Genomic DNA, 15296 nt, shown 5'->3' on the forward strand with positions numbered 1-15296 from the left:
ATTTAGTTGTATTTAGTTAATATTAAGTTCATTTATTTCCATGCTATCAAGAACAAAATCCTGATTGACCGTCTCTATCGAAAGCATCTCAAATGGCGTATTTGGAAAGAAAATTTCTGTCATTACCGTTGACCCTTCATCAAAAAATAATTCAATGGATGTCTTATCCAGAAGAATAGTACCTGAAAGCTTTTCACTAATTGAAATTCGAGGCGCAATACTCTGCTTACTTGAAAATGTATCTGAAAAACCAATTTGACCTGATTTACTACGATCAATAAAAAATTTGTTATCGGTGGCATCATAACCAAAGGATAATTCGTCCCCTTTTTTATTTCCAAGTTTAAAGGTGAATCCACCCTTTTTGATGTCGGCAATATTGAAGTTAATGGCAGCCCGTGAAAGATTTACTTTTTCTGAATTTATGAGTTCCAATTCCCCCTCCACTGCAATATTTTCTTTCTTATACTTAACCCCTTTATAGGCATCAATCTCATCAACGGGATCAAAAGCCAATCTATAGGACTGGGAGTCTTTGATCAATTTTACTTCCCTGGCCACAGTCATGGCACTACGCCAAGTTTCTGTAGGGACTTCATTGGCATATTCCCAATTGGACATCCAACCGATATAAAATTTACCGCCATCCTTCGAGGTGATATTGGAAAATGTAACGCCAGCGTAATTGTCCTTCCCAAAGTCTATCCAATGATTTTGACCTTTGTTTAGGGCCGCTTCAAAATCCTTATCCATGGTAAATTTTGAACCGTCAAAATCTCCAATAAAATATTGTGTGGCACTTCCTCCATTTGGGCCACCTGGATTTACGCTTACATAGAGCACCCATTTAACCTCATCGGTACCCTGTACTGGAATCGGGAACAGGTCAGGGCATTCCCAAACGCCACCGTGTGTTCCGATCTCTTTATTTAAATCCGCACCAAAATCCGATAATAGCTCCCAGTTTTTAAGATTCTTGGAGCCATAGAACATTACTTTGTCCTGTGCCGCCAAGACCATGACCCACTTTTCATGTTCTTCGTTCCAAGAAACCTTGGGATCCCTAAAATCCCTTATTCCAGGATTCTGAATAACAGGGTTACCCGAGTATTTGGTCCATGTAAGCCCCTCATCTAAGGAATAGGCTATGGCCTGAGATTCTACATCTATTCCCTTGGCTTTTTCAATGTCCATATTATGATAGGTAAATATGGCTATAATAGGCACCTGCCCCCCTGTACCGAAGCCAGAGGTATTTTCCAAATCCACAACGGCACTTCCGGAGAAGATATATCCTTTATCATCCGGATATAAAGCAATTGGCTGTTCCTTCCAACTTACCATATCCGTACTGATGGCATGGCCCCAATGCATTGGCCCCCATTTATTGCCATCGGGGTAATGCTGATAATACAAATGGTAATATCCATTGTAATGGAACATCCCGTTGGGATCGTTCATCCAGCCCACCTTTGGGGTAAAATGAAAATTAGGTCGGTACAATCCTTCTTCCGTATCTAAAGAAACTTCACTTAGGGAAGTATTTCCCACATTCTCTTTTTGCCCTTGATCCTTACAGGACAAAACAACGCAAAGACCCAAAAAGGCGACAAATAATCTTAATCTATAATTTTCCATATTCTTAAAAATTGATTTAATAATTAGACCTATTTATTCTTTTCAATATTCAATTTGGTTTCATCCACGTTACTATTGGATCTGGTCAGGGACTTGGACAATGTCTCCAATGAAATACCTTTGGTTTCCGGCATAACAAAGGCCACAAAGAGCAATTGCAAAAACATCATAAAAGCAAAAAAGGCAAACACTGTACCAGCGCCTATAGAGGTAAACAGAACAGGTATCAAGGATGGTATTACTGCAGCCAAAATCCAATGTACCGAGCTTCCAAAAGATTGTCCAGAACCCCTTAAATGGTTGGGGAAAATCTCCGAAATAAATACCCAGATTACGGTACCTTGGCCTATGGCATGCGCAGCTATGAACAAAAACAGAAAAATAGCGACTGACATACCTTCCCAGTCAAAGAAAAAAGCGCAGGAAACCAAGGTCAGAGATACTATATACCCAATAGAACCCAGGTACATTAATTGCTTTCTTCCAAATCTATCAATAAGAAAAATTCCTAAGAGTGTAAATAGTAAATTGGTTACCCCTATACCAATACTGCTCAATAAGGCGGTGCTTTCCCCAAGTCCGGCCTCCTCTAAAATTCTAGGGGCATAATATAGAAATGCATTTATTCCTGAAGCCTGGTTAAAGAAGGCTATACAAAAGGCAAGAATCAATGGAAAGCGGTATTTCTTTATAAATATATTCTCCCCTGTAACCTTATTTTCGTTTTCCTGATTTATTTCCAACATTAATTTTTCAACATCCTGACCTGGATTTATCAATTGAAGTACATTTCTTGCTTCATCGTTCCTTAGCTTGGTCAATAACCATCTGGGACTCTGGGGAACACTTAAAACAAATAGGGTATAAATAATGGCAGGTATAGCCTCTACTCCTAGCATCCATCGCCAGGCATTTTCACCTATCCCACTTAACAGGTAATTGGAAAGAAAGGCTACCAATATTCCGAAGACAATATTAAATTGATACAGCCCCACTAATTTACCCCTGTCCTTGGCCGGGGCTATTTCAGAAATATAGGCAGGAGCTGCTATTGTAGATGCTCCAACACCCAATCCGCCCAAAAATCTAAAGAATGCAAAGGTAATAGGGTCATTGGAAAATGCTGAGCCCAGCGCTGAAATGGTATAAAAAACACCTATCCAGAAAAGAGTCTTTTTTCTACCCAACCTATTGGTAGGTATACCTCCCAGAATTGCACCCAATACAGTTCCCCATAGTGCCATTGCCATAACCACGGTCCCGTGAAACACATCTGAGGAACCCCATAATACCTGTAATTTCTTGTCCGCTCCAGAAATAACTACCGTATCGAATCCAAACAGGAATCCGGCCAGAGCCGCAGTTATTGACCATATCAATATTTTCTTCATATCACAATTATTAAATATGAAGACTATATTATTACAAATAAATTGGGAGTAATTTTATCAATGTTACAATATGTTATGATTTAGTTAACATTTCAAAATAAAATAGTAACATTTTAATTATCAGATACTTAAGCGGATTAATTTAACATTTTTATATTTAGGCAATTACACTGATGTTACCCGTGTCTCTAAAATTGATACATGAAAATTGCAGCAATAACGCAAAACGTCTTAAAGAGATTTTTTATAGGCCCCGGGAGTTACCCCAAATTTTCCTTTAAAGGCTGTAGAAAAGTAATTTGGTGAAGAAAAACCTGTGGCGTACCCAATTTCAGAAATGGAATAATTAGTGGATTCAAGCATAGATTTTGCCTTTTCCAGTCTGTAATTGGAAATATAATCGCTCACACTTATTCCCAACATGGCCTTAACCTTTCTATACAATTGAACTCTAGAAATGTTCAGGGCATCGGCCAGATTCTCCACGGAAAAATTGGTGTTGTCCAAATTGGTCTTTATCTGTTGATTTAATTGTCGCACAAACAATTGCTCTGGATCACCAAAGGAATGTACCTGGTCAATTTTGTGGATATTGTTCGTATAGTAATACCTTAATTTTTCCCTATTATAGAGCAACGACTTTATAGATTGGGTTAAGATGGAGTAATTGAAGGGCTTTGTCAAATATAGATCGGCACCACATTCAAGCCCTCTTATAAATGATTCCTTATTGCTTAAAGCGGTCAAGAGGATTATAGGTATATGAGAGGTTCGCAGATCGCTCTTAAGAATATGGCAAATTTCGAATCCACTCTTATCGGGTAAATTAACATCGCACAGGATAACATCGGGAACATGTTCATATGCCAATGCAAGTCCATCGGTTCCATCTGAAATTAACATTTCGTACTCACTGCCTAATTTGTTGTTCAAAAAAAATGTTAAATCACGATTATCCTCAATCAACAGAATGGAATGTTGTTCTTCCCTATTTTGGCCCTCCAAACCAACTGAGCCTTCCTCCAAGCCAATCCCATCCGAAAAATTGATAAGGGTCGTATCCACTAATTCAGGATCTACCACAATTTGATCCTCATTAAAATGGGTATCCCCTTTAAAGAGGGTTATAATGAATTCCGTCCCGTGATGGGATTTGACTTCGATTTTACCAAGATGCAATTCTACAAATTGTTTGCTCAGATGCAAGCCCACTCCTGAGCTATTTTTTCTATTATTGGAACCTTTAAAAAAAGGTGTAAACACAAACTCCAGTTCGTTTTCCGGTATACCTATGCCATTATCCTTAAAATGAATAGTTACCAAACTTCCATCCAAATTGTCAAGAATTTCAATATCGATCCGTCCATTGTCCGGTGTAAATTTAAAGGCGTTGGACAAAAGGTTGAAGTAGACCTTATCCATTAAATTCCGGTCTATACACAACTCCAAATCTTCATTATTGGAAGTAATATTGAATCTTATTCCTCTTTTTCTGGCCTCTACTTTAAACTCGCTGAATATATTGTTGGAGAATTTAAAAATATTTGTTTTTGAAGCCCTAATGTTGAATTTTTGGTCCTCCACCTTTCTAAAATCCAATAAATTATTTATCAACCTGAGCAGCCGGTTGGAATTATTTTGAATCAGCTCAACTTCAAACCCAGTTTTAAAACCTTTTTGCCTTTGCCAATCCCTTAAGGATTCTATTGAACTCATAATTAATGTAATAGGTGTCTTAAACTCATGGGACAGCCCTGTAAAAAAATTCATCCTGGCCTCATTACTTTCCTTTACCTCGTTGGCGATTTTCTCTATTTGATTTCTTTGGACCGTAATTTTTCTATTGGTGAGCTCCAATTGCCTATTTTTCTTGGCAATCGAAATTTTGGAATATATGCTATAAACAGCAAGACCAAGAATAATAAAGGAAAACCCCAGTATGATCTTTAAAATATTATTTTGGGAATAATAGAGTTCCTTTTGTCTTTTTACTGCGGTAACCTGCGATTCCAAGAGGGTTTGCTGCTCATTTATTTTAGTCAACTGGTTTTGCATTATTTCTGCATTAAACCTATCGATTACTGTAGTACTAAGGATATTATTTACAGGTACGATCTCTTCATTCAAGATTTTCAAGGCTGTCTTTATGGCCTCATCGCCTCCAGTAGGATATAGAATGGTAGCGTTCAGCACTCCCTCCTTCACCAACTGAATACCTCCATTGGGCCCATTTAGACCATCGACACCTATTATTTTAATTTGATCCTCAATACCCAAATTCCGGGCTACCTCCCAGGCACCCATGGCCATTCTATCGTTGTGGACAAAAACATAGTCCACCGGTCCAATTTCCTGCAAGAGTTCCTTAAACCCTCCGATAATGGACTCTTTCTCCCAATCTCCCTGAATGGTTCCCATAAATTCTATACTCGGAAATTTATCCAAAATTTGATGGAATCCCAGACTCCTTTCCTCTGCAGGTGAAGATCCGGCCAAGCCCCTGATTTCAACAACTTTTAGTGAATCAGGTAAATTAGAAACTATAATCTTTGCTGCATTTCTGCCCACTTCAATGTTATCTGCTCCCACATAAGCGGTATATTTTTGATTATCCGTTTTTCTATCCACTACCAATACTGGGATACCGGCCTTCATTGCTTCTTCCACAATAGGAGTTATTGGCTTAGATTGTATTGGGGAGACTATTATAATATCTACATCGGCCGCTATAAATTCCTTTAGCTGTTTAATTTGATTCTCAACGTTGTAGTTTGCATTGGAAATACTTAAAGTTACATTGGGATATAAAGAAGCCTGCAGCTCCATGGCATTGTTCATGGACTGCCTCCATTCGTCGGCTATCATGGCTTGGGAAAACCCAATCCTTATTTCCGCCTCATCATTCCGGTAGGAACAGGAGTTGCATATAGAAATAAAAACCACGATAAAAAGAAAAAAAACGCTTTGGAACTTCATCAAATGTTGGGTTAAAATGTAAACTTAATGAAATTGGAAACAATCATATAAATTCTCCGATTAATTTGAAGTAAATAGCTCAGGGGAAAGAGAATGTTATAATTTAGGATTTAATCAACTCTTATGATCCAAATAACATATAAAATATCCGAATAATATTGTAATTAGGAAATCTTGGTTTAGCAAAAAGGATTAAATAATTTGGAACCAACCTTACAGAGAGAATTCTGAATTTTCCTTACGCAATTCTATTTGAACAAATTAAACAGTAAATTGACCACAAATAATATCACATTACATGTTAAAATGGATCTTCAACAAATGTTGTACCTAAAACAAAAAAAGCCGACTCCTAAAAGTCGGCTTTCCCTTGTTGTACAGGCGGAGACAACACTAATCGCCAATATCACTTCTTTTCCAATCCCTATAAATTAGCTATAAAACTCATAAAGTCAATAAAAACAAGCCTTCACAAATGTAATATAGATTTGTTAAGATTGTATAATGTTGTAGTTAATTGTTTATAGCCGTACAAACTTTCATACATTTGTACGGTAATATATTAATAATATGGCAACTCTAAACTTCCTTTATCGCTCAACAAAAGAAAACGAACCTCTTAACCTTAGACTGCTTTTTCGGCATGGAGACATAGATTATACCCAAGGAGCAAAAACACAGCTTTACATCTACTCGCATGACGAACTGATAGATAATGGCAAGCTAAGTGCCAAACACTATTGGACAAAGCTTCACAATAAAAAAAACGTCAAGGATATTGATTTAGAAAATAAGCAGACAGAAATCAATTTGAATGTCAACACTTTAAAGAACAAAATACTAAAGGCGTTCAATGAAGCTGACGTAGAGGATATAATCAGCGATAAAAATTGGCTTAAAAATAGCCTGCAAGAGTATTACAATCCCACTAAGACAAATAAAGACATCCCTTCTAAATTGGTTCCCTTCTTTGATTACTACATTGATAAAAGGAAGAACGAACTGAATAACGCCCGAATCAAAAATATCAAGGTAACAAAACACAAGCTTGAAAAATTAGAATCCTCATTAAACCGTAAGTTTGGCATTAGAGAAATAAACGAGGAATTTAAAGACTTGTTTACCAACTTTTGCAACGAACATCAATACGCAAAGAATACCCAGCAACGGGAACTGACTCTAATAAAAACCATTTGCCGCTATGCTAGATATTTAGGCATTGAAACACATCATCAATTGGATAGTGTTAAGCTACCAAGACAGGACACCAAACACGTTCACTTGACATTTGAAGAACTAAATACTATTGAAGAAATTAGCCTAGCACATGACTACTTAGACAATGCTAGGGATTGGCTTTTGATTAGTTGCTATATTGGACAAAGGGTTAGCGACTTTATGCGTTTTGATAGCAGCATGATAAGAACAGAAAAAGGAAAAGAGCTATTGGAATTTAGGCAAGTAAAAACTAAGAAATTAATGACCATTCCAATCCCCAAGGAAGTCCGCAAAGTCTTAGCAAAAAGAAAAGGAGAATTTCCAAGAGCAATATCCGACCAAAAATATAACGACTACATCAAGGATGTTTGCAGGCTTGCCAAAATCAATAAGATGTGCGAGGGCAAGAAACGAATAAGTATAGCACCCGAGGGAGCAAAGCCCACAAAAAGCGATTACAGGGACGTTGTTGGGGAATTTGAGAAGTGGGAACTGATTAGCTCGCATATTGGGAGACGAAGCTTTGCAACCAATTTTTATGGCAAAGTACCAACCACATTTTTAATCAATATCACTGGGCATTCTTCAGAAAAAATGTTCCTCAATTATATCAAGAAAAGCAATAAAGACTTAGCTTTAGAGAGTTATGATTATTTCAATTAAATAATATGTATGGAAGAGAATTACAAACCTTTGTCCAGAAAAGAAATTGAGAAGATACCTTATGAAAAAGCAGCGGGTTTAATTTCGATTCCAGAGCAAGAAAAAGGAATTATTGCAGATTATACAAAGAATTTTAAACCAACAGCAACTTATTTCATGGTTTGGAATACAGCGGACAAAGTAAAAGCCTTAGGAATACTTTCTGAAGAACTAGAAAGAGATAACTTGACTGACCCTTCTAAGATTCACGAAGAAGACATTGATAAACTAAAATTTGGTTGGCGGACGATTAAGAATGAAATCTCTGAAGCTAAAGAATTTGCCAAAGTCACACAATTGTCAGATAAACGTTTGAATCAGCTTATTGGAGAGATAAAAATACTCTTGAGTTATCAAAATAGGATTGAAAGAAGACTTTTTGAACTTACTTCAGCAATTAACCCACAAGAAGAAACAGAGTTCGAAAGAAGTTTTGATTTTGAGCTAGAACCAAAAGTCCACAGAGCATATCTTCCGAACTACCTTAAGATTATTGAAAAGATAAATAAGGAAATTGCACTTATTGATAATATAGAGAAAAAACCCTCTAATAAATTCCCGTCCAATCACAAAGAAAAAGCTGGATTACATTTAGCTACTCAGAATATTGAAATGTACTTAAATGACAAAAAAAATGGCATAAAAGATGGTTTTAAAGCGCCTGATATAGCCGAAAAAATCGGACTAGACAGGACAAAACATAGACTTTATATTTCTGGTACCCTTAATAACTACATGGCCAAAGATGGAAATGGAGCAAAAAACATTTTCAATAATACCAAACTTATGTTGGAAATTGAAACGCATTGCTCAATGAACAACCTCACAATGACTTCATTTTTTCAAGAAAAACTCAACGATTTAAAGGCAAAACAAGACTATTAGAAACAAAGTACTGAAACAGTACAGTACTTCACGACAGTACTAATCTATCTCAAATATGTTTGTGGTATTAATTACTTAAACCAAAGAGATGGAATCACTTCAATTTATTTCTACAACACCCGAAAAGCTAGCTAATCTTATTAGCGAAGGAGTACGGTTAGAATTACAACAACTTCGAAAAGAGCTACTCCACGAAAACGCAAACGACGAATTATTAACTAGGGAAGAAACCTGTGAACTTCTGTCCATTAACCCAAGTACTTTATGGGCCTGGACCAACAGGGGAGTTATAAAGGCTTATGGTATTTCTGGAAGTCGGCGCTATTATAAGCGCTCTGAAATAATGAAAGCCCTAAAACAGCTGAAAAAATAGATAAAGCCATGAGTAAAAAAAAACTGCATGGCTCTAAAACTATTGGCAAGAATAAAGGTAAGAAAAAAAAGTTTTGGCTTAGGCATATTAAATCTAACGGACAACCTACATATTTATTCGACAGAGCCTTACTAAGTGACCATTTAGAAAATTCCGGCTATAGGAAATTACCAAATTTTGGAGATATTCAAGTATTCCAATTAGTCGATAATATTGCTTATTTAAAATCAGATCTTGACGTCTACAATGACATCCTTGAAGTAGTTAAAAAGGAAGATGACGATAATTTAAGAAGTTGCTTTATCGAGCAAGGCGAAACCCTGCTTTTATCAAAAAAAGCCATTTTAGGCGGGCTACCAAAGATTAATATTGAACCATATAGGGATACCAAAGAAAATATTTGCCTGTTCTACGAAAACGTCGCTGTTTCAGTAGCAGCAGATGGAACTAAGAAGTTAACCTATAAAGATTTCCAAAAGCTAAATAAATATATTCTTGCAGAACAAATCATCGATAGAAAATTTAAATCCTCAGTCGACAACAAAAGTGATTTTCAACGCTTCTTGGGTTTCGTTACGAACGACAAGGCTCATCTTGAAAGCATCTGCTCGGCAATTGGCTATTTAATCTCTAGCTACAAAAACCCATCCGTAGCCAAAGCCATAATCATAACAGACATCCTTAGCCAAGTAAAAAACGAAGCTTATGGTCGTTCGGGAAAAGGTTTGATAATTAAAGCTTTGTCTAAGATTATTAACGTGGTCGAGTATAACGGGAAGGTTACGGATTTAACCAACGATAAGTTTGTATTTCAAAATGTCAACCTTAATACCTCGCTAATTGTACTTCAAGATGTAAACAAGGGATTTCAATTTGAAAGCCTGTTCAGCACTTTAACCGACAATATGAGCATTGAGCGCAAACATCGGTCAAAAATAAGCATACCGTTTAAAGATAGTCCCAAGGTTGCATTAACAACGAACTATACTATTCCGCAAGATACCGATAGCTATAAGGATAGGAAGCATTTAGTAACCTTAAACAACTTTTTTAGTGCCAGCAACAAGCCTGAACATTACTTCAAAAGGTTATTGTTTGAATGGAAGCCAAGGGAGTGGTATAGGTTCGACAATTTTATTGTTGAATGCGCACAGCTATTCCTAAAGAAAGGTTTGCTGCCATATGACAGCGCAGAGCTTAAATTACAAAAATTAATAAACCTTACCTCTAAAGAATTTGTGGATTTAATGGAATCCGATTATGATGTTTTAAATGAGTATTCCAGCCTTAAAAAAATAGCTGCATGTTTGGAGGTAGGTACACAGGAACCAAGGTCAAAAGGAAAGATTGTAGGTAAGTGGATAGAATCCTATGCCGCTTATAAGGGTTATAAAGTTGATAAAAGGCAAAGTGGCGGAATGGTTCAAATATGCTTTTTAAAGGGGGTTTGATACAACTCAAATGATAAAAAAAATTGTAGAATAGAAAAATTAACAAGTTACATCAAAACGCTAAAAATTAAAATTAAACGAATTACATACAATTATGGAAGAACCTAAAAAAAGACATTTTCGTCATTACATGCAATCGGAAAAATCTTGTACTACAAATTGTAGATTGACATCAAAACTAATCTACTCATGGCAGCTACCGCCATAATTGACACCAAAGACACTTTGTAGAACGAGTAGATGTAATTCTATTTTAAACGCATGGAAAAAAATTCTATATAAAGGAATAAATCCTAATTACTTCTACTTAATCATGAGAACTAAAAAACAAAAACACTAAAAATTATATTATGAAACAATTACTATTTTATGACAGGCAAAAACAGGCAAACTTTGAAGAGGGTATTAGGTCTGCATTTAACCTATTAAAAGACTCTATAACGGAATTGAAAAATCAAGGGGTAGCTGGATATACCTGTGAAGATTTAAAGGATGGGGAATTTGTACAGACATTCAACAATTTCCATAAGAAGCAGCAACTGAAGAGTTCAGTTACCAAAAATATGCTATTTGATAAATTTTTGGAGCTTTATGGATATAATTCCGAGCTACTTGCGAAACTTGAAAATACTTATAAAAGCAGAATTAAATCTGAATACTTTTTTTATTCGTTTAATCATCAATTTTATGATTACTGTGAAACCATGTATGGCTACCATAGCAACCTTAAATCCTTTTTGAATAATGCTCCAAAGAAAAAATCTTACAAAGTTTTCAACTTCTTAACCATAAAAGGCAATAACTGCCAAATTAGCGTTCCTAAGGAGCTTTTTACCCTCTATTCTACAAATGATAAGCAGTTGAAAATAATGGAAAATGTAAAGTCCTACGTGCAGCTATCAAAGGAATTAAATATCGAATACAAAGATGTTTTGAAACCTATTGAAAAGTACTTGGATCATAAAATTTCTAATTGGGCTGGAGTTAACAGGTTGGGTTTAAGCCAAGATTTGAATGAAGTGAACTTCGATTACAATAAAATCCTAACAATTCAATAAAATGACAAAAGAAATAAAAATAATTGACAGCGATAACACTCCAAAACTCGAAAAAATAATCAACCATTATCTAAAAGAAGGATGGAAAATCAGAGGGAATCTTATAAAGGGTTCATATTCCTTTGTGGTAGTGATGGAAAGGAAGTTTTAATATATTTTTTGTGCTTGAAAGGGTAGTCAGTTGTCATCGGGCTGCCTTTTCTTTTTAGCTGTGTTACGGATTATTTCTAAAAGCCAGAAGAGCTCGTTTCCAGTGACTTTATGGGGGAAACATAGTAATTGTTGCGCCGTATCCACAAAATGCAGCAACGAAAAGCGTAACAGGGTCCAAATCCATGTGCAGTAGGCCTAAATCGGAGTACGCAACATATTGCACTGAAAAATGAATCGTGGCAAAGTAACTAAAAGGTTCTAGCAATTATAGTCATATAAAAAAAGGGCTACGACATAGCAAAAGAAATAAGTTTGTAAGAGTTGGCCCTAAAAAAATTAGACGAAACTTGCCAAAGGAGCAACTAAAAGTATTTACTGTAGTGAAATAATATAATGCCGAAGCCTAAACTCCTAGGTAGTTTTTAGGAAGTGGTAAAACAATCCTAAAATTGGAGACTGGGAAAGCACCTTTACTGCTGAGGTTTTGAGTGGCTATAAAGTCCCTACACATTTACAATCCATTTTATAGCATAATTTAAACGATTCAATTTCCTGAATAAGCCTATATTTGAATCAACAACAAACTTGTAAATCAAAAATACCTTTAATGTCAGAAGACCATAAAAAACAATTAGAACAACAACTTTGGAATATAGCGAACACCCTTAGAGGTAAAATGAATGCAGATGAGTTTCGTGACTATATATTAGGCTTTATTTTCTACAAATACTTAGCTGAGAAAATGGAAATATATGCTAACAAAATTCTAAAAGAAGGTGGCGATACATTTTTATTTTCTGAAATAGACGAAAACACAGCAACAGGGAAAGAATATATAGAAGCTATAAAAGAAGAATCTTTAGAGAAATTAGGTTACTTCTTAAAGCCATCAGAATTATTTTCAGCAGTTTCTAAACGTGGTAATCATAATGAAGATGAAAAAGAAAGCAATGCAGTAGCAGAAGACACTTCTAAGACTTACAATACAAAAGATAATTTCATATTAGAAGATTTACAAAAAATCTTAAATAATATCCAAAATAGTACAATGGGTACGGATAGTGAAGAAGATTTTGAGGATCTCTTTGAGGATATGGATTTAAACTCTACCAAATTAGGGAAGTCACCAGAAGCTCGTAACGAGATTATTTCAAAAGTACTAGCACACTTAGATAAAATTGACTTCAAATTAGAAAATACCGAGTTAGACGTATTGGGTGATGCTTACGAATATCTAATAGGGAAATTTGCAAGTGGCGCAGGAAAAAAAGCAGGCGAATTTTATACACCGCAAGAGGTTAGTATGGTATTGGCTAAGTTGGTGACAACAGGTAAAAAGAAACTAAAATCTGTTTACGATCCAACGTGTGGTAGTGGTTCGTTGTTATTACGTGTGGCTAAAGAAGTAGAGGAAGTCAACAATTTTTACGGGCAAGAATTGAACCGTACGACTTACAACTTAGCACGAATGAATATGATATTGCACGGTGTGCATTATCGTAAGTTTGATATTAAGCAAGAAGACACCCTAGAACACCCACAACATATAGAACATCGTTTTGAAGCTATTGTAGCCAATCCCCCATTTTCTGCAAAATGGAGTGCTAATCAACTCTTTATGAGTGATGACAGATTTAGTCAATATGGTAAATTAGCCCCAGGCAGTAAAGCAGATTTTGCCTTTGTACAGCATATGGTGCATCATTTAGCGGAGAACGGACAAATGGCTGTGGTCTTACCTCACGGTGCATTATTCAGAGGAGGTGCAGAAGCACATATTCGTAAATATTTAATTAAAGAAAAGAACTTTTTAGATGCAGTAATAGGGCTACCATCCAATATCTTTTATGGAACAAGTATACCTACTTGTATTTTAGTATTTAAGAAATGTAGAGAAAACCCTGATGATATTTTATTTATTGATGCAAGTGCACATTTTGAGAAAGTAAAAACTCAAAATATGTTAAGCGAAGCACATATAGATAAAATAGTAAGCATCTACAGAGAGCGTAACACTGAAGTCAAGTACAGCTATATAGCCCCGTTAAGCGAAATAGAAGAAAACGATTTTAACTTAAACATACCTCGTTATGTAGATACTTTTGAAGAAGAAGAACAAATTGATGTTGATACTGTAGCTACCGAAATAAAAAAGTTGGATAATGACTTACAAGAAAACGAAAAATTAATTACTTCTTTCTGTAGAGAGCTAAATATTAAAACACCGTTTTAAGATGCAGAAAGACAAATTGTTAGTGCCAAGGTTACGGTTTCCTATGTTTGACGGGGAGTGGAGAGCGAAAAAGTTAGATAGCTTGGGCAAATATATTGGAGGCGGAACACCTGATAGCTCAAATGAAAATTTATGGAATGGCAATATACCTTGGATTTCCAGTTCAGATATCATTGATGAATCAATTCATCAAATTATTAAAACTAGGTTTATTACTAAATATGCAATTGAAAATTCAGCAACTAAAATAATTCCCAAAGGAAGTGTTTTAATGGTTTCAAGGGTTGGTATTGGAAAGTTTGCGGTTTCAGATGAAGACTTATGCACAAGCCAAGATTTTACTAATTTAATAACTAATGAAAATGAATTTTTCACTGCATATTATTTTAAAGCACGTTCATATAGATTTGTAAGATTGAGCCAAGGAACATCAATAAAAGGTTTTACAACCAAAGATATTAAATCAGCAAAATTTGCTTATCCAACTATACCAGAACAACAAAAAATAGCCCATTTTCTTACCGCCATAGATAATCGCATACAAATCTTAGAAAAAAAGAAAACACTTTTAAAACAATATAAAAAAGGGACAATGCAAAAAATCTTTAAACAAGAAATTATGTTTAAAGATGATGATGGGAATGCGTTTCCTAAGTGGGAGAAAAAGAAATTAGGTCACCTAACATATAAAGTTGGCAAGAAGAATAAAGAAAACATTCAGTATCCTATTTATTCAATTAATAATCAGGAAGGATTTCGCCCACAATCAGAACAATTTGAAGGTTTAGACAGCAACGATAGAGGTTATGATATTGGTATGTATAAAATTGTTTATGAAAAAACATTTGCTTACAATCCTGCAAGAATAAATGTAGGTTCCATTGGCTATAGTTATGATCTGAACGAAGTAATTATTAGTTCGCTTTATGTGTGTTTTAAAACCAATACTAAGTTAGAAGACCTTTACTTGTTAGCCTATCTCGATACTGATAGGTTCAATAAAGATATTTTAAGATACCAAGAAGGTGGAGTTCGGCAGTATTTATTTTATGAAAATTTTTCTCAAATAAAAATTCCCTTACCTTCAAATCAAGAACAAATCAAAATTGCTAAATTCTTAGCTGCAATAGACAAAAATATTGCATTAGTTAATAAAAAAATAGAACAGACAAAATCCTTTAAAAAAGGACTTTTACAGCAAATGTTTGTGTAAAAATA

11 protein-coding genes are annotated in these 15296 nt (G+C 35.2%); 8 read left to right on the top strand and 3 right to left on the bottom strand.

Annotated elements, in window-relative coordinates; translation table 11 throughout:
- Window positions 1–12: 12 nt before the first annotated feature.
- The 3 genes from MWU84_RS11770 to MWU84_RS11780 form a co-directional block, all read right to left on the bottom strand.
- Window positions 13–1638 (bottom strand): glycoside hydrolase family 32 protein, encoded by a 1626-nt coding sequence (locus MWU84_RS11770; RefSeq protein ID WP_246901678.1) that lies wholly within the window; start codon window positions 1636–1638, stop codon window positions 13–15.
- 29 nt (window positions 1639–1667) lie between these two features.
- Window positions 1668–3029: a sugar porter family MFS transporter gene (locus MWU84_RS11775; protein WP_246901679.1), complete on the bottom strand. Its 1362-nt coding sequence runs from the start codon at window positions 3027–3029 to the stop codon at window positions 1668–1670.
- A 231-nt stretch (window positions 3030–3260) separates the two neighbouring features.
- Entirely contained in the window at window positions 3261–6005 is a 2745-nt protein-coding gene (locus MWU84_RS11780; protein ID WP_246901680.1) for a substrate-binding domain-containing protein, read from the bottom strand.
- A gap of 570 nt (window positions 6006–6575) precedes the next feature.
- Between MWU84_RS11780 and MWU84_RS11785 the strand changes: the two genes are divergently transcribed.
- From MWU84_RS11785 to MWU84_RS11820, 8 genes are all read left to right on the top strand, one after another.
- Complete coding sequence (locus MWU84_RS11785; RefSeq protein WP_246901681.1) at window positions 6576–7886, top strand: phage integrase SAM-like domain-containing protein; 1311 nt, start codon at window positions 6576–6578, stop codon at window positions 7884–7886.
- A 9-nt stretch (window positions 7887–7895) separates the two neighbouring features.
- The gene (locus MWU84_RS11790) at window positions 7896–8810 is read left to right on the top strand and encodes a hypothetical protein (protein ID WP_246901682.1); all 915 of its coding nucleotides are present in this window, start codon (window positions 7896–7898) and stop codon (window positions 8808–8810) included.
- 88 nt (window positions 8811–8898) lie between these two features.
- A complete protein-coding gene (locus MWU84_RS11795) occupies window positions 8899–9183 on the top strand; it encodes a helix-turn-helix domain-containing protein (protein ID WP_246901683.1) in 285 nt (94 codons plus the stop codon).
- A gap of 8 nt (window positions 9184–9191) precedes the next feature.
- Window positions 9192–10634 carry a hypothetical protein gene (locus MWU84_RS11800; RefSeq protein WP_246901684.1) on the top strand — a complete coding sequence of 481 codons (1443 nt, stop codon included), beginning with the start codon at window positions 9192–9194 and terminating at the stop codon, window positions 10632–10634.
- Window positions 10635–10984: 350 nt separating this feature from the next.
- Window positions 10985–11692, top strand: coding sequence for a hypothetical protein (locus tag MWU84_RS11805; RefSeq protein WP_246901685.1), 708 nt, complete (start codon window positions 10985–10987; stop codon window positions 11690–11692).
- A gap of 1 nt (window position 11693) precedes the next feature.
- Window positions 11694–11843, top strand: a complete 150-nt coding sequence (locus MWU84_RS11810; protein ID WP_246901686.1) for a hypothetical protein — start codon at window positions 11694–11696, stop codon at window positions 11841–11843.
- Between the two features lie 609 nt (window positions 11844–12452).
- Window positions 12453–14078 (top strand): type I restriction-modification system subunit M, encoded by a 1626-nt coding sequence (locus MWU84_RS11815; RefSeq protein ID WP_246901687.1) that lies wholly within the window; start codon window positions 12453–12455, stop codon window positions 14076–14078.
- Between the two features lies 1 nt (window position 14079).
- Window positions 14080–15291: a restriction endonuclease subunit S gene (locus MWU84_RS11820; RefSeq protein ID WP_246901688.1), complete on the top strand. Its 1212-nt coding sequence runs from the start codon at window positions 14080–14082 to the stop codon at window positions 15289–15291.
- Window positions 15292–15296: the final 5 nt, after the last annotated feature.

The sequence above is a fragment of the Arenibacter sp. F20364 genome (assembly GCF_023015905.1).
Taxonomy (GTDB): domain Bacteria; phylum Bacteroidota; class Bacteroidia; order Flavobacteriales; family Flavobacteriaceae; genus Arenibacter.